This is a genomic window from Yinghuangia seranimata, assembly GCF_029953285.1.
Classification (GTDB): Bacteria; Actinomycetota; Actinomycetes; order Streptomycetales; family Streptomycetaceae; genus Yinghuangia; species Yinghuangia seranimata.
The window spans coordinates 164397-188501 of the sequence record NZ_JASAOI010000019.1; the positions used below are offsets into that span (position 1 = coordinate 164397).

At 72.7% G+C, this 24105-nt stretch carries 19 protein-coding genes; 12 read left to right on the forward strand and 7 right to left on the reverse strand.

The genetic code is table 11. The features are described from left to right. Nucleotides 1–4 precede the first annotated feature (4 nt). The 3 genes from QI554_RS13615 to QI554_RS13625 are packed head-to-tail and all read left to right on the forward strand — an operon-like array spanning nt 5 to nt 2599. Entirely contained in the window at nt 5–487 is a 483-nt protein-coding gene (locus QI554_RS13615; RefSeq protein WP_281469717.1) for a MarR family winged helix-turn-helix transcriptional regulator, read from the forward strand. A gap of 56 nt (nt 488–543) precedes the next feature. Next, on the forward strand, nt 544–1743 hold the full coding sequence (locus tag QI554_RS13620) for an acyl-CoA dehydrogenase family protein (protein ID WP_281469719.1): 1200 nt from the start codon (nt 544–546) through the stop codon (nt 1741–1743). 31 nt (nt 1744–1774) lie between these two features. After that, nucleotides 1775–2599, forward strand: a complete 825-nt coding sequence (locus tag QI554_RS13625; protein WP_281469721.1) for a crotonase/enoyl-CoA hydratase family protein — start codon at nt 1775–1777, stop codon at nt 2597–2599. 99 nt (nt 2600–2698) lie between these two features. Here QI554_RS13625 and QI554_RS13630 read toward each other — a convergent pair whose 3' ends face one another. Both QI554_RS13630 and QI554_RS13635 read right to left on the reverse strand, forming a co-directional pair. After that, nucleotides 2699–3841 (reverse strand): hypothetical protein, encoded by a 1143-nt coding sequence (locus QI554_RS13630; RefSeq protein ID WP_281469723.1) that lies wholly within the window; start codon nt 3839–3841, stop codon nt 2699–2701. Between the two features lie 196 nt (nt 3842–4037). Continuing rightward, nucleotides 4038–4532, reverse strand: a complete 495-nt coding sequence (locus QI554_RS13635; protein WP_281469725.1) for a hypothetical protein — start codon at nt 4530–4532, stop codon at nt 4038–4040. Between the two features lie 465 nt (nt 4533–4997). Here QI554_RS13635 and QI554_RS13640 point away from each other — a divergent pair, with 465 nt between their 5' ends. Continuing rightward, nucleotides 4998–5561: a hypothetical protein gene (locus QI554_RS13640; RefSeq protein ID WP_281469727.1), complete on the forward strand. Its 564-nt coding sequence runs from the start codon at nt 4998–5000 to the stop codon at nt 5559–5561. A 1-nt stretch (nt 5562) separates the two neighbouring features. Here the strand turns inward: QI554_RS13640 and QI554_RS13645 are convergent, their stop codons facing one another. The 5 genes from QI554_RS13645 to QI554_RS13665 form a co-directional block, all read right to left on the reverse strand. Continuing rightward, a complete protein-coding gene (locus QI554_RS13645) occupies nt 5563–5997 on the reverse strand; it encodes a VOC family protein (RefSeq protein ID WP_281469729.1) in 435 nt (144 codons plus the stop codon). 43 nt (nt 5998–6040) lie between these two features. Next, the gene (locus tag QI554_RS13650; protein WP_281469730.1) at nt 6041–6799 is read right to left on the reverse strand and encodes a class I SAM-dependent methyltransferase; all 759 of its coding nucleotides are present in this window, start codon (nt 6797–6799) and stop codon (nt 6041–6043) included. A gap of 19 nt (nt 6800–6818) precedes the next feature. Next, nucleotides 6819–7205 carry a hypothetical protein gene (locus QI554_RS13655; protein WP_281469733.1) on the reverse strand — a complete coding sequence of 129 codons (387 nt, stop codon included), beginning with the start codon at nt 7203–7205 and terminating at the stop codon, nt 6819–6821. Nucleotides 7206–7294: 89 nt separating this feature from the next. Further along, nucleotides 7295–8338 (reverse strand): FecCD family ABC transporter permease, encoded by a 1044-nt coding sequence (locus QI554_RS13660; RefSeq protein WP_281469735.1) that lies wholly within the window; start codon nt 8336–8338, stop codon nt 7295–7297. Nucleotides 8339–8391: 53 nt separating this feature from the next. Further along, nucleotides 8392–9414, reverse strand: coding sequence for a FecCD family ABC transporter permease (locus QI554_RS13665; RefSeq protein WP_281469737.1), 1023 nt, complete (start codon nt 9412–9414; stop codon nt 8392–8394). A gap of 171 nt (nt 9415–9585) precedes the next feature. On the opposite strand from QI554_RS13665, the gene QI554_RS13670 reads away from it, so the two are divergent. The 8 genes from QI554_RS13670 (at nt 9586) to QI554_RS13705 (ending at nt 24066) form a co-directional block, all read left to right on the forward strand. Continuing rightward, nucleotides 9586–10614: an ABC transporter substrate-binding protein gene (locus tag QI554_RS13670; protein WP_281469739.1), complete on the forward strand. Its 1029-nt coding sequence runs from the start codon at nt 9586–9588 to the stop codon at nt 10612–10614. Nucleotides 10615–10766: 152 nt separating this feature from the next. Then, the gene (locus tag QI554_RS13675; RefSeq protein ID WP_281469741.1) at nt 10767–11981 is read left to right on the forward strand and encodes an ATP-grasp domain-containing protein; all 1215 of its coding nucleotides are present in this window, start codon (nt 10767–10769) and stop codon (nt 11979–11981) included. Continuing rightward, nucleotides 11978–13762 (forward strand): IucA/IucC family protein, encoded by a 1785-nt coding sequence (locus QI554_RS13680; RefSeq protein ID WP_281469743.1) that lies wholly within the window; start codon nt 11978–11980, stop codon nt 13760–13762. The genes QI554_RS13675 and QI554_RS13680 overlap by 4 nt, the downstream gene beginning before the upstream one ends. Continuing rightward, nucleotides 13752–15074: an MFS transporter gene (locus tag QI554_RS13685; RefSeq protein ID WP_281469745.1), complete on the forward strand. Its 1323-nt coding sequence runs from the start codon at nt 13752–13754 to the stop codon at nt 15072–15074. Before QI554_RS13680 ends, QI554_RS13685 begins: the two co-directional genes overlap by 11 nt. Next, the gene (locus QI554_RS13690; RefSeq protein WP_281469747.1) at nt 15034–16869 is read left to right on the forward strand and encodes an IucA/IucC family protein; all 1836 of its coding nucleotides are present in this window, start codon (nt 15034–15036) and stop codon (nt 16867–16869) included. Before QI554_RS13685 ends, QI554_RS13690 begins: the two co-directional genes overlap by 41 nt. Then, complete coding sequence (locus QI554_RS13695) at nt 16866–18158, forward strand: type III PLP-dependent enzyme (RefSeq protein WP_281469749.1); 1293 nt, start codon at nt 16866–16868, stop codon at nt 18156–18158. The genes QI554_RS13690 and QI554_RS13695 overlap by 4 nt, the downstream gene beginning before the upstream one ends. 48 nt (nt 18159–18206) lie before the next feature. Next, nucleotides 18207–19718, forward strand: a complete 1512-nt coding sequence (locus QI554_RS13700) for an SDR family NAD(P)-dependent oxidoreductase (protein WP_281469751.1) — start codon at nt 18207–18209, stop codon at nt 19716–19718. 253 nt (nt 19719–19971) lie between these two features. After that, nucleotides 19972–24066 carry an AAA domain-containing protein gene (locus QI554_RS13705; RefSeq protein WP_281469753.1) on the forward strand — a complete coding sequence of 1365 codons (4095 nt, stop codon included), beginning with the start codon at nt 19972–19974 and terminating at the stop codon, nt 24064–24066. The last annotated feature ends 39 nt before the right edge of the window (nt 24067–24105 follow it).

Sequence of the window (24105 nt, forward strand, 5' to 3'; positions counted from 1 at the left end):
GCGCATGCCGGAAGGGCCGTTCCCCGAGGACTCCGCGGAAGCCATGGTCAGCGCGTTCATCACGCTGGTCACCGACGTCGACCGCACGCCCGCCTACCGCGCCCGCCTGGAGCGGTCCACCGGGCTCGCGCTGCCGCGCTCGGCGATATCCATCATGTTCGTGCTGCACCGGCACGGCCCGCTCGGCGTCAAGGAGATCGCCGACCGGCTCGGCGTCGAGCAGTCCACCGCCAGCCGGCAGATCCGGCCGCTGGAGGAGCACGCCCTGGTACGCCGCGACGTCGACCCGCGCGACGGACGCGCCGTCCTGCTCGGCCTGACCGAGGCCGGCGAGGAGGCCCGCGAACGGGTCCGGCAGCTGTGGCTGCGCGACATCGCCACCGTGTGGCGCGACTGGGACCCGGAGGAACGCGAACGGCTCGGCGCGCTGCTGACCCGCTTCCGCGACTCGTACCAGAAGCTGCGCGCCGACCGCGGCGAGACCTGAGTCTTCCGTCCCCCGTCCCCCTTTCCCCGCCGAACCCACCGACGTACGGAGGTCGTATGCACATCGCCTACACCCCGGAGCAGGAGGCGCTGCGCCGCGAACTGCGCGCGTACTTCGCCGGCATCATGACTCCGGAGATCCGCGCGCAGGCGGCCGCCGAGGGCGAGGCGCTGGACCGCGACAGCGCGTACTGCAAGGTCATCCGCCGCATGGGGCAGGACGGTTGGCTGGGCGTCGGGTGGCCGAAGGAGTACGGCGGGCAGGACCGCACCAACATCGAGCAGCTGATCTTCCACGACGAGGCGATGGGCGCGGGCGCGAACATCCCGCTGCTGACCCTCAACAGCGTCGGTCCCGCGATCATGGAGTTCGGCAGCCCGGAGCAGAAGGCGTTCTTCCTGCCGAAGATCCTGGCGGGCGAACTGCACTTCTCCATCGGATACTCCGAGCCGGACGCGGGAACCGACCTCGCGGCGCTGCGCACCAGCGCGGTGCGCGACGGCGACTCGTGGCTCATCAACGGGCAGAAGATGTGGACGTCGCTGGCGAGCATCGCCGACTACGTCTGGCTCGCGGTGCGCACCGACCCCGAACAGCCGCGCCACAAGGGGCTGTCCGTGTTCTGCGTGCCGACCGACACGCCGGGGTTCTCGTGGTCGCCGGTGCCGACGCTCAGCGGGCAGGTCACCACCGCGACGGTGTACGACAACGTGCGCGTCCCGGCCTCGGCGCTGGTCGGCGAGCCGGGCGACGGCTGGAAGCTGATCACCGGTCAGCTGAACCACGAGCGGGTCGCGCTGTGCTCGGCGTACGGGCTCCAGCTGCTGGTGAACCAGACGCACCGCTGGGCCTCGTCCGTTGAACTCCCGGACGGCACCAGGCTGATCGACCGCTCGCTGGTGCAGCTCAACCTCGGCCGACTCCACGCCCGGACCGAGTACCTCAAGCTGCTGAACTGGAAGGCCGCGTGGGGCGCGGACCACGGGGCCCGCTTCGGGCCGGCGCAGGCGTCCACGACGAAGGTGTTCGGGACCGAGCTGTACGTCGAGGCGTACCGGATGCTCATGGAGATCCTGGGCGAGGTCGCCTACCTGCAGGGGCCCGCCGACGAGGACGACCTGGGCGGGCGGATCCGCGCCAAGGTCGAACAGATGTACCGCGTCTGCCTGATGCTCACCTTCGGCGGCGGAACGAACGAGATCCAGCGGGACATGATCGCGATGCTCGGCCTCGGCATGCCGCGCCCGCCGCGCTGAACACCCCTTCTTTTTCCGGAGAGTCGAAGCCATGACCGAAGAGAACGCCCCGACCGAACCCCCCGTCCTCGTCGAGCGCGACGGCCACGTCCTCGTCATCACGCTGAACCGGCCGCACGCGAAGAACGCGCTGACCGGCGAGATGATGGCGATCCTCGAGGAGACGTGGGACGTCGTCAACGAGGACCCCGAGATCCGGGCGGTCATCCTGACGGGCGCGGGCGGCGCGTTCTGCGCGGGCGCGGACCTGAAGAACATGAGCAAGAGCTCGCCGGGCGACGCCTTCAAGGGCGACGGCGACGGGACGAAGCTCGTGCTCGACATGTCCGTGATGAAGTGGATCCTCAAGGGCTTCACGCTCAAGAAGCCGCTCATCGCCGCGGTCGAGGGTCCGGCCATCGCCGGCGGCACCGAGATCCTCCAGTCGACCGACATCCGCGTCGCGGGCGAGTCGGCGCGGTTCGGGGTGTCCGAGGTCAAGTGGGGGCTGTTCCCGCTGGGCGGTTCGGCGGTGCGGCTGCGGCGTCAGATCCCCTACACGGTGGCGGCGGACATCCTCCTGACCGGGCGTCACCTGTACGCGCCGGAGGCCAAGGAGATCGGCCTGATCTCGCACATCGTCCCCGACGGGACGGCGCTGGAGAAGGCGAAGGAGATCGCGAACACCATCGCGGCCAACGGCCCGATCGCGGTCCAGGCCGTGCTGCGGGTGCTCCGCGAGACCGACGAGCTGCCGGAGGACGAGGCGTTCAAGATCGAGTCCGAGATCGGTATGCGCGTCTTCCTGAGCGAGGACGCCAAGATCGGGCCGCGTGCCTTCGCGGAGCGGAAGACACCGGAGTTCAAGGGGCGCTGATCCGCCGCGGCACCGCCGAATCACGGCGTTGGGCGAACGCCCGTGCCCGGACCGGGATCCCGGTCCGGGCACAGGTGCTTGCGCGGAGCTGTGTCGGCGTCAGTCCTCGGGGATGTACGCCGTGCACGTCGAGAACGCCTGGTTCTGGACGCAGGTGAACAGCTGGTTCCACTTGCTGTTGGTGTCGGCGACCGCCTTGGTGAGCGTGTCCTTGCAGGCGTCGTCGGACAGGCCCCAGAGGGCTCCGTCCGGCCAGCCGGCCTGCGCGGTGCGCGACTGGATCGCGTCGGTGCAGGCCTTGGGCGGGTCGTACTGCTTGATCTGATCGAGGAACTCGAGGTACTTCGGGTCCTGCGGCGCCGCGGCCAGGGTGTTCAGCACCTGCTGCGCGGCGGCCTTCTGCTGCGGCGTCGAGTTCGGGTCGGCGATGACCTGCAGCGCCTGGGTCTGCTGCTGGATGACCTGCTGGACCTTCTGCTTGTCCTCGGTCTTCTTCGGTGCCGTCTTCGGGTCGGCGAGCGCGACCAGGCCGGCGCTGAGGATCTTGACCTGCGTCTCGATCGCCTGCCGGACCTGCGGCGTGAGGTTCGGGTTCTTGATCGTCGTCACGATCCCGCTCAAGGACTGCGAGAGCTGCAGGTAGAAGGTCCGGTCCGCGGCGGCGACGTTCGGGTCCTGGCTCAACCGCAGCGCGGCGTTGGCCCCGTCGAGCGCCTGCTTCAGCAACGCCTTGTCCGCCGGCGGCGTCTTCGGGTCCTGAAGCGCCTTGAGGGTCGCGTTGATGCCCAGCACGATCGCCTGGTTGGCCTGGCGGACGGCTGGCGAGAGGTTGGGGTTCGCGGCCGCGTCGGTGGCCGCCTGCAGGGCGTCCCTGAGCTTCTGCTTGTCGGCCTCGGGGATGTCGAGCTTGTTGATCTGATCCTGCAGTTCCTGCTGCGTGCCCGCCGGGACCAGGTTCTGGGTCGGGCCGCCCGACGTCGTCGTGCCGCCGGAGGTGGTCGTACCCGGCTTCGTCGTGGTGGTGATCTTGCCCGAGGGCGCCCCGGTCTTGGGCGACTGCGGATTGAGTGATTTCGGGACCTGCGTCGTCCCGGGCGCCTGCGGCGAGTACGGATTCGGAGGCGCGGTCGTGTCGGCCGGTGCGGGCTCGGGTGGTGCCGCGGCGTCCTGCGTCGCCGCAGCCGCCACGGAAGGTACTGCGAGGACGGCCGCGAGGCAGGACGTGCCTACGATGCGGGTCATCCGTCGCCTGGCGAATGAAGGCATGGTGCTTCCCGGTGCGTGAGGACTTGTGGTGCGGCCGCCGCCGACAGGGCCGCTGCGGCGGCCCTACGGTGACCGGAGCCGACTGCTCGACGGTGCACGCGTACGGACACGATCTACTTTTCACGCTGCCCCGGCCGGGCGCAACCGGTGCGCCGACGGACGGCTGTGTGCGTCAGACCGCACCGGGATGGTAGGCGTGGACCGCGTTGGCGGCGAGTGTGGCGTGCAACCGGGTTGTGCGGGAGGTCAGTTCGGGTTGCGACCAGGAGATCAGCAGGTACTCGGCCTCGCGGCTGTCCTGGGCGCCCCGCCTGCGCAGCGGGGCCGGAACCCGGATCGCCGTGCCCGGCCGCAACAGCACTGTCAGACGGAGAGTGCGGCCCTGGCGAACGTACGAGATCGACGACAGTTCGCCCCAGGGCACGTCGAGCGTGCTCGCGCCCAGACGGAACCGCAGGCCGTGGGCATCGGCGCTCATCGAACTGCGCACGAGCAGGGGCAGGGACTTGACCAGGCTCGGCAGGAAGCCGAAGACGAACGCGCTGGCGGAGGTCATCGCGGCCACGGTGGGGTCCGGACTGAGGAGCACGCAGAGCGCGATGACCACAGCGGTCCAGATCGCCGGATTGCGTATTTTACGCCGGAAGACGGGCGGGCCGCCGTCCACGGTCGCGAACTCCTCGGCGGAGGGCCGCGGGCGGGGAGCGGGCGGCACCGCCTGAGCGCGGCCCCGACGGCGTGCGCGCTCGGCCTGTCCGCCGGTGCCTTCGTGAGGCAGCGGGCGAGCAAGGGCACCAACCCGGAAGGGAGCGCGTCCAGGCGTGGCTCGGCGTGCACGACGCGGAAGAGCAGAGCGTGCGAAGTCCCGCTCCCGAAGGGCGGTTGGCTCGGGGTGACCCCGCCGACGAGGTCGGCCCAGGTGGAGACGTGCACCCACGGCGTCACGTCGGTCCGGCGCGGAGTCGACCTCACGTCTACCCGAGACCTGACCGGTAACTCTCAAGGTGCCGACGGCACTCCACCCAGCGGCCGAGACCGACTGCGCCCGCCGAGTGATCCGCCGAGCACCCGCCGGCTGCGATCTTCGATGCGGAACGACCCACCGGGGTCGCCGGATCGAGGAGACACCCGCATGTCCCACGGCGCCATCGCCACCCCCGTCAACGGCGGACGACTCCGCACCGCGTGGAAGGCCGCGCACGAGCCCCTGCCCGGCGTCTCGCCGCGCACCCGACGCCTGGCGTACGCGGTTCCGCTGGTCGTACTCCCGTCCAGCGTCTGGCGGTTGCCGGCAGTCTTCGACAGCGGGATCAGCGCGGGCGAGCGGCTGTACATCCCGACGCTGTCCGTCGTCTCCGAGCTCCTCGCGTTCACGGCCGTCGGCCTGGTCGCCCGCTGGGGCGAGGTGTTCCCGACGTGGATCCCGGGCCTGCACGGCCGCCGTGTCCCGGTGCGGCTCGCGGTGGTTCCCGCGGCCCTGGCGGCGACCGTGCTGACGGCGATGTTCACGCTCGTCACCCCGATCACGACGGTCCTGGGCACGACCATCCGCGGCGACGACCTCCCGGCCGACGCCCCCGGCCAGGGCGCGAGCCTCGGCAGCCTGTGGTTCTACGCCTGCTACACCCCGTTGATGCTGTGGGGCCCGCTCCTGGCCGTCCTGACGGTCGCCTACTGGCGGCGTCGCCGGGCGTGAGTCAGTCGAGGCAGAACTCGTTGCCCTCGATGTCCTGCATGTTCTGGCACGACTCGTTGTACTCGTCGGCGATCAGGAGTTCGCCGCGGACCGCGCCGAGGGCGACCAGGCGGGTGCACTCGGCCTCGAGGGCGGCGAGGCGTTCCGCGCCGACGAGGCCGGTGCCGACCCGTACGTCCAGATGGACCCGGTTCTTGACGACCTTGCCCTCGGGGACGCGCTGGAAGTACAGGCGCGGGCCCTCACCCGCCGGGTCCATGCAGGCGAACCCCGCGCCCTGGCGCTCGGGCGGCAGCGAGCGGTCGTAGTCGCCCCAGGTGGCGAACCCCTGCGGCGGAGGCGGCACGACGTACCCCAATACCTCGCACCAGAAGCGGGCGACGCGCTCGGGGTCCGCGCAGTCGAAGGTGACCTGGACTTTCCTGATCGATGCCATCAGGCCACCGTAGCGCCTGGTGATCATCGGGGCGTCGGGGTTCCTAGCCGAGCGGTGGCACTTCGAGGACGAGGAACAGGAAACAGGGCCTGCTCGAAATGTCCTGGAAGCCTTCGGGGAACAGGTCGCGGGCGGCGGGGTCCGGCTGCGGCTCGGTGATCGCGGAGATGCGGAAGCCCGCGGCGGTGAAGGCCTCGGTCGTCGCGTGCAGCGACCTGCGCCAGAACCTCATCTGGACCGTCTGCCCGCCGAACGTCCAGGGGAAGCCGTAGGTGGTCGTCGCGAAGTAGTCCGGCCGAGGATCCCCGTGCATGTAGGCCACCAAGGGGTGGTCCACCGACACGATCAGGCGGCCGCCAGGCCGCAGCACGCGCCGCAGCTCGGCCAGCGGCGGCCCCCAGTCCTCCAGGTAGTGCAGCACCAGCGAGGCGACCACGACGTCGAACGCGCCGTCGTCGAACGGCAGTCGGTCGCGGAGGTCGACCTGGTGCAGGTCCGCGTCGTCGCCGAGCCGCCGCTTGGCGAGCGCGAGCATCCCGGCGCTGGCGTCGACACCGGTGACGACCGCGCCGCGGTCGATCAGCGCGGCGGACAGCGGACCCGAGCCGCAACCGGCGTCCAGGACCCGGCGGCCGGCCACGTCTCCGGCGAGGGCCAGCATCGCGGGGCGCTCGTAGTAGGCGTTGACGAGGCTGTTCTCGTTCTCCTCCGCGTACGCCTCCGCGAATCCGTCGTAGTCGTTGATCTGGGCGGGTTCGGCGAACTCCGCACTGTTCTCGGGCGCATCGCTTACACGGTTCATCGCGGCAGCCTAGCGGCGCTCAGGGACTGGGGACGGAACGCAAAAGCGAGTTCGCGACCACGGCCAGGACGATCGAGGCGATCAGCGCGGCACTCTTGGTCACGCGAAGGCGGGCCGACAGGACCCCGGCCAGCACCGACAGCAGCCCTGAGAGGACACCGCAGAGGAACGCCGTGGCCAGGATGTGGCCAGGGTGCGCGCCGCAGTATGCCTCGCGGCCGGAGTCGGACTGACAGTCGACGATGGCCATGTTCCCGAAGGCCCAGAACCCCAGCCAAGCGTTCACCGGGATCGCGATCAACTGGACGAGGACCGCCATGACGAGCCAGCCGACCCCGCCCCGTTCACGGTGGGGTTCGTTCCAAGGCTGCGCGCCGGGCCACGGCTGGTATGGATTCGTCTGCATGGGTCAAGCCTCGTACTCGACGGTAACAACGCGGCAGGGCTCCCGTACTCAGCTGGACCCGCACGGCTACCTAGCCCCCGCTGGGGGCATCAGCCGCCTCGGCCCGCCCGGTTCGTCCTCGCCAACAGCCACATCAGGTACGGCGCGCCGACGGCGCCGGTCACGACGCCCACGGGGATCTCCGTCGGGGAGAACAGGGTCCGGCCGATCAGGTCGGCCGCGAGCATCAGCACCGCGCCGGTCAACGCGCTTGCCAGCAGTGGGATTTCGGCCCGGCCGGTGAGGCGTCGGGCGATCTGGGGCGCGCCGAGCGCGATGAAGCCGACCAGGCCGGCGGAGGCCGCGGCCACGGCGGCGAGGCACGTCGCGATGCCGAGGAGGACGATCCGCACGGGGCCCACCCGCACACCGAGGCCTCGCGCGGTGTCCTCGTCGAACTGCAGGAGCTGGTAGGCCCGTCCGAGCAGGAGTACGGGCGGGACCAGCACCAACAGCGCCAGCCCGACCCACTTCACGTGGGTGTAGTCACGCCCGTTCAGGCTGCCCGTCAGCCACACCATCGCCCGCGACGCCTGGTCGATGTGGGCCTTCGCGAGCATCCAGCGCGTCAGCGCCACCAACGCGCCGTGCGCGGCGAGGCCGACGAGGACGAAGCGGTATCCGGTGACCGTGCCGCCCCGGTACGCGAACACGTAGATCAGCCCGGCCGTGAGCAGCGCTCCGAGCAGCGCGCCGAGGGGAACGGCCCCGTAGGTCGCCGCCCCGGCCGCCGTGACGCCCCCGAAGAGGATCGTCGAGACGGCACCCGCCCCCGCCCCGGCGGAGATGCCGATCAGGTCTGGGCTCGCCAGCGGGTTCCGCGTCACCGCCTGGAACAACGCCCCTGCGAGGGCGAACGCGACGCCGACCAGCACTGCCGTCAACGCGCGCGGCAGCCGCAGTTCACGGACGACGAGATGCGCGTCGTCCGGGCCCACGCCGAACAGGGCGCCGAGCACCTGGGATACGGAGAGGTTGGTGTACGTCCCGTAGCAGAGCGACGCGACCAGCAGGCCGAATCCGACCGCGACGAGGCCTGTGTTGGCGAGGACGACACGGGGGTGGACGCGGAAGCCGAACCGCCCGACGCGCACTTTCGGACGCCTTGCCGCCGACCTCACGGGCGGCTCCGGAACAGCGACAACCGTCACGCCGCACGCTCCCTCAGCCGGCCACGCTTCACCATCGCGATCAGGAAGGGCGCCCCGATGAACGCGGTCACGACGCCGACTTCGAGCTCGGCCGGGCGCGCGACCACGCGCCCGATGACGTCCGCTCCCAGCATGAGCGCCCCGCCCGCGAGCCCGCTGCAGGGGATCAGCCACCGCGCGTCGGGCCCGGTCAGCGACCGCACGATGTGCGGAATGACCAGGCCGACGAAGGTGATCGGCCCGGCTGCCGCAACAGCGGCCCCGGTGAGGAGGATGACGGCGAGCGCGCCGAGCGCCCGGGTCCGCCGCACCGGCGTCCCCAGGCTCTTGGCCAGGTCGTCGCCGAGGGCAAGGGCGTTGAGGCTGCCCGACAGCAGGAGGGCGATGGCCAGCCCGACGAGTACGAACGGCAGCAGCTGCCACGCCAGTTCGGGGTCCCGTCCGGCCAGCGAGCCGACCGCCCAACTGCGGTACTGGTCCAGCGTGCTGACGTCCAGCAGCACCAGCGCGTTCGTGAACGCGTCGAGCAGCGCGGTCACCGCCGCCCCGGCCAGCGCGAGCTTGGCCGGCGTCGCGCCCCCGGACCCCGCACCGCCGACGATGTAGGCCAGCAGCCCGGCCGCCGCGCCCATGGCGAACGCGGCCCACACGTACTGGTACGAGGCGGTCCACCCGAACATCCCGATGGCCGCCGCGACCCCGAACGCGCCGCCCGCGCCGACCCCGATGATCCCCGGGTCGCCGAGCGGGTTGCGGGTGATCTCCTGGGTGACCGCGCCGGCCACGCCGAGGGCGACGCCGACGAGCAGCCCGAGCATCGTGCGCGGCATGCGCAGCTCGCGGACGACGACCGCGTCGCCGTCGCGGCTGCCGGTCAGGGCGGCGAACACGTCCGACAGCGGGACGTTCTTGGCCCCGATCGCAAACGAGGCGAAAACGGCCACAATCAGGACAGCCGCGAGCGCGAGGACGACGAGTCCGTTGCGCGCGGCACGGCGGGGCGCGGGAGGGGCAGGCACGCCCTGAAAGGTAAGGCATACCTAAGTTACCGACAAACCCTCCCCCTTGCTGTCGGTTATGAGGGTTGGCTAACTTCTCTCCCGTCGCCGGGTTAGGCAAGCCTTACCTTCACCGGTGCGGGCCACCCGGCGCCCTCTGTCCCCCGCACCACCTTGCACCTTGGAGAACACATGCGTAGGGAACCCGGCCGACTGAACCGCCACCGGCGGGCGTTCGCCGCAGTGGCCGCGGCGGTCGCCCTGACCCTCGACGTGGCCGGCTGCGGCTCGGACGACGAGAAGTCGGACGCCGCGAAGCCCGCCGCGGCGTCGGCCCAGGCGTCCGGCGGCGGGTCGAACACGGCCGCGACGTTCCCGCGCACCGTCACCCACGACAAGGGCACCACCGAGATCAAGGCCAAGCCGAAGCGCGTCGTCGCGCTCGACAACAGCCTGGTCGAGGCGGTCGCGCTGCTCGACGAGCCGCTGGTCGGCGGCATCTCCGCGTACCGCGACCAGAAGGGCTTCCCGTCCTACCTCGGCCCCGCGGTCAAGGACACCAAGGAGGTCGGCCCGCTCGACAGCCCGAACCTCGAGCAGATCCTGGCGCTCAAGCCGGACCTGATCGTCTCCGCGACCGTGCGCCACGACCAGTTGTACGGCCAGCTCTCCAAGATCGCGCCGACCGTCTTCGTGAAGACCACCGGCCCGATCTGGAAGGACAACATCAAGCTGATCGCCCAGGCGCTCGGCGACGAGGACAAGGCCGCGGCGAAGCTGTCGGCCTACGAGGCCCGCGCCAAGAAGATCGGCACGGCCGTTAACGCGAAGGCGAACAACCCGACGGTGTCGGTGGTCCGCTTCGTCGACGGCCCGACCCGCATCTACCTGCCCAAGACGTTCAGCGGCATCGTGCTCGCGGACGCCGGCATCGCGCGTCCCGAGAACCAGCGCGACCCGGAGAAGTTCAACATCGAGATCAGCGAGGAGCAGATCGGCCTCGCGGACGCCGACTACGTCTTCGTCACCGCCTTCTCCGGCGGCGCGGACCGCAAGGCCAAGTTCCTCGCCAACCCGCTGTGGCAGCGCCTCAAGGCGGTCCAGGGCCGGCACGTCGTCGAGGTCGAGGACCCGATCTGGATGACGTCGGTGTCGCTCCAGGGCGCCGAGATGATCCTCGACGACCTGGCGAAGGCGTTCGCGGTCGACCCCGCGAAGTAGTTTGCGGCCGGTCCGCCGGAACCGTCCGGGGCGGGGCTGGCACCCCCTCTCCGCTCCGGACGCCCACGGACCGCCGGCTCGACCCACGCCGTCGCCCGCCAACGCCCACGGACGCCTCTCACCGACCGCCACCCGCGCCGCACGGAGAACCGATGCAGCTCCACCTGGTCGCCCTCAACCCCACCGACTCCGTCACCGAGGGGTTCCTCCCCGCCGCCGCCGAACTGGGCCTCGAGGTCACCGTGTTCACGGACCGACCCGAGGCGCACAAGGACGCGTACGCGGCCTCCGACGCCGCTCCCGCGCGCATCGTCGCGTGCGACGTACGCGACTTCCGTGCCCTGGTTGCTTCCATGTCCGGGTGGCCCGCCGTCCCCCGCCCCGACGCGGTGTTCAGCAACAGTGATCACCTCCAGACCCAGGCCGCCCTGGCCGCGGACTGGTTCGGCCTCCCCGGCAAGGACTGGCGCGCGACGCTGCGGGCCAAGAACAAGTCGCTGATGCGTCGTCACCTCGCCACCGAGGGCACCGGCGTCGTCTGGAGCGCGGAACTCGCCGCCGACCGCGACCCCGCCTCGCTCACCGCGCTGGACGTGCCGTACCCGTGCGTGGTCAAACCGCGCGAGGGCGTCGCCAGCGAGGACGTCTACCTCGTCGGGGACGAGGCCGAACTGCTCGCCCGCTGCCGCGAGATCCGTGCCCGGACGCCGGAGACGGCACTGGTCGTCGAGGAGTTCCTCGCCGGCGACCTGCGCACGCTGGAGACGCTGGGCGACGGCACCCGCCGCCACGTCCTCGGCGGCTTCCGCACCCGGCTGTCCGCGCCGCCGACCTTCATCGAGGAGAGCCTGGCGTTCGACCCCGAGCCGGACGCCGCCATCGCCGCGCAGGTGCTCCGCGACCTCGACACGCTCGGCGTCGGCTTCGGCGCGTGCCACACCGAGTACGTCGTCGACGGCGGCCGCGCACGGCTGATCGAGGTGAACTACCGCATCATCGGCGACCAGTGCGACCTGCTCCTCCAGGACCTGCTCGGCATACCGGTGTTCGAGCACGTGCTGTACACGCACCTCGGCGAGCCGCTGCCCGAGGCGCTCGGCGTCCGCGACGACCTGCGGGCGCGGATCGAGTACGTGTGCGCCGACCGGGCCGGGACGCTGGTGGCCGCGCCCGGCCCCGAGGACCTGGAGGTCGGCGGCGTGCGCATGACGTACCGCCCGCTCCGCGCGGTCGGCACCGACGCCCCGCTCACCGGCACCAACCGCGACTACCTCGGCGTGCTGCGCGCGGTCGGACCCGACCAGGCGTCCGCCGACCGCGCCGTCGCGGAGTTCCTGGCGGCCCGGAGCTGGGACATCCGGGCGTGAGGAACGCGTACAGGAAGCTCGCCGCCGAGTGCGCTCCCTCGACGGACCACGCCTCGGAGGAGTCCCCCGACGCGGTCGAACCCGCGCTCTGTCTCCGGGTGTTGGACGCCGCCCTTCGCGAGGACGTCCACGGTCTGCACAGCACGGGACGGCTGACCTCGCGTCAGGACGGCCGCTGGCTCACCGTCACCTCCGGCCCCCGCCGGGCGGACCTGCCGGTGCGCAAGGACGGCTTCCTGTGCGACCTGGCCGCACGAGCGCCGTACGTCCTCGAGGACGGCGTGCCGCTGACCGGACTCGGCGAACTGCTGGGCTTCCTCGGCGCCGGCTGCGACCCGTTGGACGCGCCCGGCTTCGCGGCCTTCGCCGCGGAGTGCCGTGCCGCGCTGGAGACGGAGCGGCTGCACGCGCGGAGCCGGGACGACGTGTACGCGCGGCTCGCCCGGCATGCCCGGACCACGGGCCTGGCCGGCAGCCTGGACTTCGACACCGTCGCGGCCTTCCGCGACCACCCGGCGTACCCCACGGGCCGCTGTCGCGTCGGCCTCACGTCGGCCGAACTTCGCAGCTACGCACCCGAGTTCCAACCCACTTTCGACCTGCGCTGGGCTGCCGTCCCCCGCGAGTCGCTCACGATGCGCGGGGCACTGCCCGACCGTTGGCCGTCGCCTTCCGCGGTCGGCCTCCCGGGTGCGTACGACAGCACGCATGTGACCCTGCCGGTGCACCCGTTGACCGACCCCGCGGCAATCGAGGCGGCGGTTCCCGGAACGCGCTACGCCCCCGACGCGCACCTGACGGTGGCCCCGACCCTGTCGATGCGCACCGTCGCCCTGCTCGACGACCCGACCCTCCACCTCAAGGTCCCGCTCGCCACCAGCACGCTGGGGCTGCGCAACCGCCGGACGATCACGCCCGGTTCGCTCGTGGACGGCGACGTCGGCGGCCGCCTCCTGCGAGAGGTGCTCGACGCCGAACCCAGGTTTCGCGACCGCGTGCTGGTCGCGGACGAGCACACCTACGCCCACGCCGGAGACGCCCTGCTCGGCGTCCTCGTCCGCCGCTATCCGGCGGGCCTCGACGACGCCCACGTGGTGAGCGTCGCGGCACTCGCGGCACCGGCGCCGACCCCCGCCGGAGCGGGCAGCGCGACCGTCGCCGACCTGCTCGCCGACGAGTACTACGGCGGCGACCCGGTCGCGCTCCACGACGCCTACCTGCGGCTGCTCCTCGACTGGCACACCACCCTGTGGCTGCGCTACGGCATCGTCCTCGAGGCCCACCAGCAGAACACCTCCCTGGTCCTCGACCGCGAGCCGGGCAGCGGTGCGACGCGCCTCCGGCTGCTGCTCAAGGACAACGACGGGCCTCGGCTGCTCGCGGCCCGGGTGCGCGAGCGGCTCCCGGACGCGGACCTCGCCTTCGACGACACGCGCATCCCGGTCGCGGACGGCCGTCCGCTCGCGGACATGTTCACGACGATCACCCTGCATCTGTGCGCCGCGGCACCTCTGTTGGCACTCGCCGACACCGGACGCGCCGACAGGACACAGCTCATGACGCTGCTGCGCACACGCCTCGCCGAAGCCGCCGAGCGGCACCCGGACTCCCCCGACCACCCGCTGCTCCACGAACGCGTGCTGAACGCTGAGCGCTTGCCCGTCAAGCTCATGGTCACCGCAGGCACGCTGCTGGAGAAGGCCCGGTCGGGCGCGCTCGACGTCAACAAGCACTACGCGTGGACGGGCCCGAACTACCTGGCCGGGCCCGATGGCGCCTGATCCGACCCGTCGGCCCGTCTACGCCGTCGCCGCCTGCCATTTCGTCGCCTCGTTCGCGGCGCTGGGCCTCCCGCCCTACCTGGTCGACATCCTGCCGACGCTGGGCGACGAGCACGCCCGCTGGGCGGGGGTCCTGTACGTCGTGCCGACCGTCTGCGGCGCGGTCGCCGCACCCGTGTGGGGCCGGCTCGGCGACCGGTTCGGCCGCAAGCGGCTGCTGCTCCGGGCCCAGCTGGGGCTGGCGTTCGCCTTCCTGCTGGCCGGACTCGCCCAGAGCCTCCCGGCGTTCACCGGTGCGCTCGTCCTGCAGGGCTTGCTCGGCGGCACGTTCGCCGCCTCGACCGGATACCTCGCCGGGGCGCTGCCACCGGGCCGGCTCGGCTGGGCGCTCACGCTGATGCAGGGCAGCGCCCGCGCCGCGCTGGTCGCCGCCCCGATCGCCGTGGGCGCGCTCGCGCCGTGGGTGCCGCCGCACCGTCAATACCTGCTCATGGCACTGCTGCCGCTCGCCGCGGCGGCGCTGCTGAGCGCACTGCCGGGGCCGGACGCCGAGGCCACCCCGGCCGATGCGGACAGCTCCCGACCTCAGGCCGCCGGCAAAGCCGACTCCCCCACCACCCCCGGGCCCGACGCCAGGTCCGATTCCCCGCCCCACACCGGAACAGAGACCGAACCCGCCCCCACACGCCCGTGCCCCCGCCTGCGCGTCCTGCTCGCCGTCGAGTTCACCTTCGTCTTCGCGACGATCATCACCTTCCCGTACCTCACCGCGCTCGTCACCGGCCGCCTGCCGGAACTCCCGGCCACGACCGCCGGTTTCGTCTTCGCGCTGCCGCACGTGTGCTATCTGCTGCTCGCCCGTCCCGTCCTGGACGCCGTGACACCCCATCCCGCGCTCGGCATCACCGCCGGGTTCGTCCTCGTCGCCGCGGGCTGCGCGCTGCACCTGCCGGACACCGGCTTCGCCGGACTCGTCGCCGCCCGGCTCGTGTTCGGCTGCGGCCTGACCGCGGGCCTGGTCGGTCTGTCCGCGCTGACCGCCGAGGTCGCGCGCGGACGGGCGCCCGGATCGCTGTTCGGCACCCTCGAGTTCGTCTCGAAGCTCGGCGCGGTCGCCGCCGGGCTGGCGGCCTCCGGCCTCGCCGCGTGGCTCGGCCTCGGGGCACCGCTCGCCGCCGGGGCGTTCCTGGGTCTCGCGGCCGTGCCGGCGCTCGTCCTCACCCTGCTACGCCCTCCGACTCCTGCCCTCGCCTCCTCGAAGGAGAACTCCCGTGAGCCTCGCGGCAGCCGCAAAGAACCCGCCCGCCCATGAGCCCGCTCCCGCTTCCGCCGCAAGCACCGGCAACAGCACCGGCACCGGCACCGGCACACCGACCGCGCCCGGCGCAGACGAGGTCACCTCGCACACACTGCTCAACTGTCTGCTGCGGGAGGTGTCCGGGCCCGAGCACCAAGCGACGGTCTCCAACGGGAAGCTGCTTATCCGGCTGCCCCGCGCGGGTGCGCTGCTCGGCGTCGACCTGCGCCGCACGTCGCTGACCGGCGCGCATCGCTTCCGCGGCGGTGTACGCCGACATAGCGAGGACGGGTGGGACCCGCTCGGATCCGATGCGCTCGCCGAACTGATCTCACGCGAGCTGGAGTTGCGCAGCGGCATCGGCAACGACGAGTTCGCAGGGCAGGTGCGGTCCAGCCGCGACACCATCGGCGCGCTGACCGCTCGTCGAGCCGGCACGACCGACCCGACCGACCCGACCGGCACACCGCACACCCACGTCATCCCGGGCACCCCGCTCGTGCCGGACGGCCCGATACCGCGCTACCTCGACTCCGAGCGGTCCCTGCTCTTCGGCCACCGCTTCCACCCCGCGCCGAAGGCGCACAGCGGCAGCCTGGCCGACCGGGTGCGCTTCGGCCCCGAGGGCGGCGGCACCGTCCAGGCCCACCTCCTCGCCGTACGCACCGACCTCGTCCGCGAGGAGGCCGTCGGGCCCGACGCCCTCGCACCCTTGGACGGCCTCCATCCCGTCCCCGACGGCTACCGGCTGCTGCCCGTACACCCCTGGCAGTCCGCCCTGTCGGCGTCGAACCCGGCCCTGCGCGCCGCTCTCGACGACGGCCGCGTGCTCGATCTCGGCGTCGGCGGCCCGCACTTCACCCCGACCTCCTCCGTGCGCACGCTCGCCGGGGACGGCTTCTTCGCCAAGTTCAGCGTCGACGTCCGCATCACCAACTGCGTTCGCAAGAACGCCGCTTACGAACTGTCCGGCGCCGTCGCGCTGACCCGGATCCTCGCCGGACCCGCGCGGGCGACCGCCGACCGGCACCCCGGGTTCGCACTGCTCCCCGAACCGGCATACCGCACCGTCGACTTGGGTGTCCCAACGCTGTTCGAGGGACTCGGCGTGATCGTGCGCGACGCAGCCGACCTGACGAAGGGCCCCGGAACGCCGCTGCTGGCCGCGGCCGTGGCCGACGAGTACGCGTCGTCCGGCGCGCACGTCTCGCGGCTGGTCCCCGACCCGACGCCGGAGCGGATCGCGGCCTGGTGGGAGGCGTACCTGCGGCACCTCGTCCCGCCCGTGCTGACGCTGTTCTTCGAGCACGGCGTGGTCCTCGAACCCCACCTCCAGAACGTCCTCGTGTGCGTCGACGACGACGGCACGCCGGTGCGCATGCTCTTCCGCGACCTGGAAGGCACCAAACTGCTGCCCGAGCGGCACAGCCGGGCGCTCGCGGACCTGCCCGGCTCCGTCGCCGCGCCGATCGCGTACGACGCCGAACGCGGCTGGAACCGCGTCGTGTACTGCCTGCTCGTCAACCACATCGGCGAGACCCTCGCCGCGCTCGCCGACCTGTGCCCGACGGCCGAGCCGCGGCTGTGGGCGCTGGTCCGGGCGGTGCTGCTCGACCACGCGCGCACGTACGGCAGCCCGCCCCCGCTGCGCGCGCTGCTGTCCGGCGTGCCGCTGCCCGCGAAGGCGAACCTGCTCACGCGGTGGCGCCTGGCGGCGGACCGGGAGGCGGGGTACGTGCCGCTGCCGAGTCCGCTGGGCGCGGCGTTCCTGCACGGCGCGGAGGGCGCGGAACCGTGGGCGGCCCGATGAACGCGACGCGTCCGACCCCCGAGGCCACCGGGTCGACGACAGCACGGCCGCTGCTCCCCGAGCCGGTGCGGGCCTTCGCCGAGACCCTGCCCGAGGCCGAACTCCCCGCGTACGTCCACGACCTCGCCGGCCTGGCCGAGCACGCGGCCGAGATCGCGAGCGCGCTGCCGCCCTGCGTCGAGTTCCACTACGCCGCGAAGGCCAACCCCGACGCCGCTGTGCTGCGCGCGCTCGCGCCGCACCTGCACGGCGTGGAGGTGGCGTCGGGCGGCGAGTACGCGCACGTCCGCGCCGCCGTTCCCGGCCTGCCGATCGCGTTCGGCGGGCCGGGCAAGACGCCGGACGAGCTCGCGGCGGCGGTCCGGGGCGGCGTCCGCCGGCTGCACGTCGAGAGCGTCCACGAACTGCGCCGGGTGGCCCTGCTCGCCCGCGCGGCCGGGCGGCCCGTCGACGTCCTGCTGCGCGCGAACCCGCCCGTCGACCTGCCGGGCGGCGCGCCCGCGCTGGCGATGGGCGGGCGGGCGACGCCGTTCGGGATGTCCGAGGCCGACCTGCGCCGCTGTGCGGCCGTCCTCGCCGGCGAACCGCTGCTGCGCGTGCACGGCCTCCACGCACACCTGGCCAGCGGGCTCGGCCCCGCCGACCTCGCGACGCTCGCGGGCCGACTGGTGGAGTGGGCCGTGCGGTGGTCCGGTGCCGTCGGGCTGCCGCTCAGCGAGCTCAACATCGGCGGCGGGATGGCCGTCGACTATTCCGATCCCGGCGCACGCTTCGACTGGCGGGCGTACGGCGCGGCGCTGGGGCGGCTCGACGCGACCGGCACGCACGGGGCCCCGCTCCGCCTCCGCGTCGAACCCGGCCGCGCGGTCACCGCGCACCACGGCTGGTACGTCACCGAGGTCCTCGACCTCAAGCACAGCCGCGGCCGCGCCTTCGCCGTCGTCCGCGGCGGCACCCACCACCTGCGGACCCCGGCGGCGCGCGGGCACAGCCAGCCGTTCGCCGTCCTGCCGCGGGACGGCTGGGACCTGCCGTGGCCGCGGCCCGGCGTCGCGGCCGAGCCCGTCACGCTGGTCGGCCAGCTGTGCACGCCCAAGGACGTGCTGGCGGCCGACGTCCCCGTGCCGCGGCTCCGTGTGGGCGACCGGATCGCGTTCGCGACGGCCGGGGCGTACGCCTGGAACATCTCGCACCGCGACTTCCTCATGCACCCGCCGCCGACGTTCCACCACCTGCCCGCGCCCGCGTCCCGGGAGCGGAGTTTGGCGGTCGCCGCGCCACCTACGTAGAGTTCAGCGGATACCCCCAAGCACCTCGTCACGGAAGCGGCACCAGAGATGACAGTCAGCGACGACGACACGGTCATCTCGGGATCCGCCGAGCCGGACGGCCGCGCGCCCGAGGGCACCGTCGACGGCTTCGGCCCCGGCATCGACCCCGAGCGCCTCAAGGTGTTCTTCAGCGTCCTGGACGAGCTGGAGACCATCCCGACCGAGCACCCGGACGCGATCAGCGTGCGCAACGCCACGTCGCACATCTGGAAGCGCCTCAAGGAGCGCCGCCGCGCCGACCGCCGGGCCGCCGTGGTCGCGAACGACAACGCGGTGACCGCCGCGACCGCGACCGGCTCGCCCGACCGCATCGACGACGAGACGCAGGGCATCCCGATCAGCACGTCCACCGTCGGCGAGCTGGCCGGGATACTCCAGCGGGCCCGCGGCTGCTACATCTGCAAGACGCGGTACGTCGAGGTCGACGCGTTCTACCACCAGCTGTGTCCGCGCTGCGCCCGGGAGAACCGCGCCCGCCGCGACGCCAGCACCGACCTGACCGGGCGTCGCGCGCTGCTCACCGGCGGCCGCGCCAAGATCGGCATGTACATCGCGCTGCGGCTGCTGCGCGACGGCGCCCACACCACCATCACGACGCGCTTCCCGAACGACGCCATCCGGCGCTTCAAGGCGATGCCGGACAGCGACCAGTGGATCGACCGGCTGCGCATCGTCGGCATCGACCTGCGCGACCCCGCGCAGGTCATCGCGCTCGCCGACTCCGTGGCCGCGGCCGGGCCGCTGGACATCCTGATCAACAACGCCGCGCAGACCGTACGCCGCACGCCGCAGTCCTACGCCGCGCTGATCGCCGCCGAGGACGGGCCGCTGCCGGCCGGCGAGCTGCCCGAGTCCCTGACGTTCGGCCACATCGCCGGCTCGGGGCACGTCGCCCTCCCCTCGGCGAAGCCGGCCGCCGACGAGCTCGACCCGCAGACCCTCACCGCGCTCGCCCTGACCAGTGGTTCGGCGACGCTCGCCCGCATCGAGGCGGGCAACGCGATCGACGCGGGCGGCCTGATCCCCGACCTGGACGCCTCGAACAGCTGGGTGCAGCGTGTCAACGAGGTCGACCCGCTGGAGCTCCTCGAGGTCCAACTCTGCAACGTCACCGCGCCGTTCATCCTGGTCAGCCGCCTCCGCCCGGCGATGGCGGCGGCCGCGGCGCGGCGCAAGTACGTCGTGAACGTGTCGGCGATGGAAGGCCAGTTCAGCCGCGCCTACAAGGGCGCCGGCCACCCGCACACCAACATGGCCAAGGCCGCCCTCAACATGCTCACCCGCACGAGCGCCGAGGAAATGCTCACCGACGGCATCCTGATGACCGCCGTCGACACCGGCTGGATCACCGACGAGCGCCCGCACCCGACGAAGATGCGCCTCCACGAAGAGGGCTTCCACGCGCCCCTCGACCTCGTCGACGGCGCCGCCCGCGTCTACGACCCGATCGTCCGCGGCGAGGCCGGCGAGGACCTGTACGGCTGCTTCCTGAAGGACTACGCCCCGTCCCCCTGGTGACGTCTGCGGGCGACGTCCGCGCGTCGATTACGCCAATCCCCGGAACGGCGGCCTCCCGGCTGGTTCACTGACCACTTGGCGGCCGCCGGACACGCTCGACGATCCGGTCGGTCACCGTCGGTGCGGGCCCGCCTGCGGTCCCGTATCGTGAGCTGTCCGGTTGGCTGCTGATGCGTCGTCAGACGAGCGGCGGTGCGACCCCTCCCGATCGCACAGCCGCCACGGCGGCGCATTTCGGAAACGGACCACCGCGATGAGCGCGCCCAGTCCCGACGGCGACGACCCCGCGCCGCACGCCGCGGGCAGCCGCGAACGCCTCGTCCACGACGCGTTACGCACGTGGACCGACCAACTCGTGGACCCCGGCGGCCGCAACCCCCTGCTGTTCTTCCGCGACCTGCGGGCGGGCACGCTCGACCTCGCGGACGCCGACCCCCGCGCCGTCGACGCGCTGCTCGCCGGCGAACCGCAGCGCATATCCCGGCTGTTCCCAGGGGACGAACGCGCCGACGCCGCCAAGCGTGCGCGCACCGTGCACGCCAAGACGCAGGAACTCGCCGAGGAACGCGGCATCCACACCGCCTACCTCGTCACCGCCATGGCGACGTGGGACGCACCGGACGCGCCGCGCCCGCCGGCCTCTCCGGTGCTGCTGTGGCCGGTCGAGTCCACCCGGCTCGGCGCGGGAGACGACGACTTCACCCTCCAGGTCGCGCCGGAGGCCGAGGCGAACCTGTCCCTGCTGCACGTCCTGAAGCGGGAGTTCGGGGTCGAGCTGGACGCGGAGGCGCTCGCCGAGGCGGCGGCGTCGCCCGCCGACCAGGACGCGGCCGTGCAGATGATGCGCGAAGCGACCGCGCGCGTACCGGGGTTCGCGGTGTCGTCGCGCCGCGTCGTCGGCAACTTCAGCTACGCCAAGCTGCCGATGGTGCAGGACCTCGAACGCGCGGGCGGTCTGCTGGCGTCCCACGACCTGGTCGCGGCGATCGCGGGCGACCGCACGGCCGCCGACCTGATCCGCCGCGACGTGCCCGACGTCGACGTCCGGGCACCCGATGCGGCGCCCCCGCGCGACGAGTTCCTCGTCCTCGACGCCGACTCCTCGCAGAGCTACGTGATCAACGCGGTCGTCGCCGGCCGGCACCTGGTGGTCGAAGGGCCGCCGGGCACCGGGAAGAGCCAGACGATCGCCAACCTCGTGGCGACGCTCGCCGCCCGCGGCCAGAAGGTGCTGTTCGTCGCGGAGAAGCGCGCCGCGATCGACGCCGTCGTCGGCCGGCTGCGGAACCGCGACCTGGCCGAACTGGTCCTCGACCTGCACAGCAGCGCCGCCGACCGCAAGCGGATCGTCCGCTCGCTCGGACAGGCGCTGCAGCGCGCCGGCAACACGCCGCTCGGGGAACACGAGCCGCTGCACCGCAGGCTGGCCGACCGCCGCGAGCGGCTGAACCGCCACGCCGCGCTGATGAACACGCCCGTCGCGCCCTGGGGCGTGACGCTCTTCGAGGCCCAGTCGGCGTGCCTGGCCACCGCGCCGGACGACCACACCCACAGCCGCCTGGGCCGCCACGAGCTCGGCGCGCTCCACGGGGAAGCCGTCGAGGACCTCCGCGACGAACTCCAGGAGTTCGCCACGCTCGGCGGCTTCGACCGGTCCGCGGAGGGACACCCGTGGCTGTCGGCCGTCGACACCGTCACCTCGCTCCACGCCGCCCGGCAGGCCGCGGAACTCGTGCGGGAGCTGCGCACCGAGGCACTGCCGGCGGCGCGGCGGCAGGCCGAGGAGATCGCGGGCACGACACCGTTCGCCCCTCCGGCGAACCCCGTCGAACTGCGATCCCTCGTCGACCTGTTCGCCCAGGCGGCAGACACACTGGCGTACTTCCGCCCCGACGTCTTCGCCGCCGACCTGCCCGCGCTGGCCGCCGCCACCGGCACCGGCCGGTGGCGCAAGGAGCACAACGCCTCCCAGGGCTGGGGCGAACGCCGCCGCCTGGCACGCGACGCCGGCCGGCTGACGCACACCGGGCGGCACGCCAAGCCCGAACTGCACGCCGCGCTGCTCCGGGCCGCCACGCTGCGTGAGGCCTGGGAAGACGCCGGAGGCGGGACGTCCACACCCGCGCCCCCGTCCGACCCCGGCGTCGTCGACCGGTCCGGGTGGGCCGTCGACGCGTTGGAGCACTGCCTGGGCGAGCTCGCGAAGCTGCTGCCCGGTAGCGCCCCGCTGCTCCTGACCTTCGATCAGCTCGGGTCCTGGGCGGACGAGTTGCACCGGGACACGGGGACCCTGCAGCGGCTTCCGCGGCTGTACGAGCTGCGCCGCGCCCTGACCGGATACGGACTCGCGCCATTGCTCAAGGAGTTGGCGGCCAAGCGGGCCGACGCCACGGCGGCGGTCGCGTCCTTCGACTTCACGTACCACTCCTCGATCCTCGACGCCGCGGCCTTCGAGACGCCCGAGTACGCCGCCTTCGAGGCCGGCGAACTCGACCTGCGCGCGGACGAGTACCGCACGGCCGACCGCGACCACATCGCCGCGGGACCGGACCGGGTGCAGCGCGCGGTCGCGGAGCACCTCTACGAGACCCTGAACGCCCGGCCCGAACAGGCCGCGCTCGTCAAGGCGCAGGCCAACCGCAAACGCGGCATCATGTCGATGCGCAACCTGGTACGGCAGGCCCCGGACGTCCTCACGGCGCTGCACCCGTGCTGGGCGATGAGTCCGCTGCTCGTCAGCGAAGTGCTGCCGCTGCGCCGCATGTTCGACGTCGTGATCTTCGACGAGGCCAGCCAGGTGGTGCCCGCCGAGGCGATGCCGTCGATCATGCGGGCCGACCGGGTCGTCGTCGCGGGCGACCGCAACCAGCTGCCGCCCACCGCGTTCTTCTCCCGGCTGGTCGACGACGAACCACCCGCCGACGGCAGGCGTGAGGACGACCAGGACGACGACGCCGGGATCGACCTCACCCGCGGGTTCGAGTCGATCCTCGACGTCATGTCGAGCATCGTGGCCGCCCGCCGGCTCACCTGGCACTACCGCAGCCGCGACGAACGGCTGATCGCGTTCTCGAACGCCCACATCTACGACGGGTCGCTGACCACCTTCCCCGGCACCCTGGTCGACGGCTCGCTGCGCCACGTCCTCGTGCCCGACGCGCCCGCGCTGCCCGGCCGACAGGCGAGCGGCACGCCCGAGGTCGAGGAGGTCGTCCGGCAGGTGCTCGCCCACGCGCGCACCAGGCCCGACGAGACGCTGGGCGTGATCACCATGGGCATCGAGCACGCGAACCGCGTCGACGCGGCGCTCAGGCGCGCACTGTCGGACCGGCCCGACCTCGACGGGTTCTTCTCCGAGGCGCGGGCGGAGCGGTTCTTCGTCAAGAACCTCGAACGCGTGCAGGGCGACGAACGCGACGCGATCATCCTGTCGATCGGCTACGGCAAAACGGCCGACGGCCGCATGCTCTACCGTTTCGGCCCGCTCAACAACGACGGCGGTGAGCGCCGCCTCAACGTCGCCGTGACGCGCGCCCGCCGGCGCATGACCACGGTCAGCGCGTTCAGCGCACACGACATGGATCCGGCGCGGCTCACCAGGCCGGGGCCGCGGCTGCTGCGGGGATACCTCGAGTTCGCCGCGTCCGGCGGACACGACCTGGGCGCGGTGGCGGCCGAGCGGCCGGCGCTGAACCCGTTCGAGATCGACGTGCGCGACCGGCTCACCGCGGCCGGGATCCCGCTGCAGCCGCAGTACGGCGTGTCCGGCTACTGGATCGACTTCGCGGCGAAGCACCCCACCCGGCCCGGGCTCATGGTGCTCGCCATCGAGGCGGACGGCGCGACGTACCACTCGTCGCCGACCGCGCGGGACCGCGACCGCCTGCGCCAGGAGCAGTTGGAGCGCCAGGGCTGGCGGTTCCACCGGATCTGGTCCACGGCGTGGTTCCGGAACCCCGAGGCCGAGGTCGCGCGGGCGCGGCGGGCGTACGACAAGGCGGTCGCGGCGGCGGACCTGGCGGAGAAGCGGGCCGCGGTGGCCGCGGCCGGCGCGCCGGTCGTCTCGCCGTCGCTGCCTCCTCCTCTGCCTCCGGAGTCCCGCCCCGCGTCCGCCACGATCCCGCCGCAGCGCACCGGCCGGTGCCCGCGGCCCGTCCCGGGTCAGGCGATCACCGCGTACCCGCGCCGCGACCTGGTCGACCTGGTGCGCTGGATCGAGAGCGACACGCTGCTGCGCACGGAGGACGAGGTCGTCCGGCAGGCGTCGGAGTTCCTGGGCTACCGGCGGCTCGGCGGACGCATACGCGACGTGCTGGGCGACGCGGTGCGGGAGGCCCGGCGCCGCTGACCCGCGCGAAGCTGTTGAAGCGGGAGGGCTCCGGTTCTA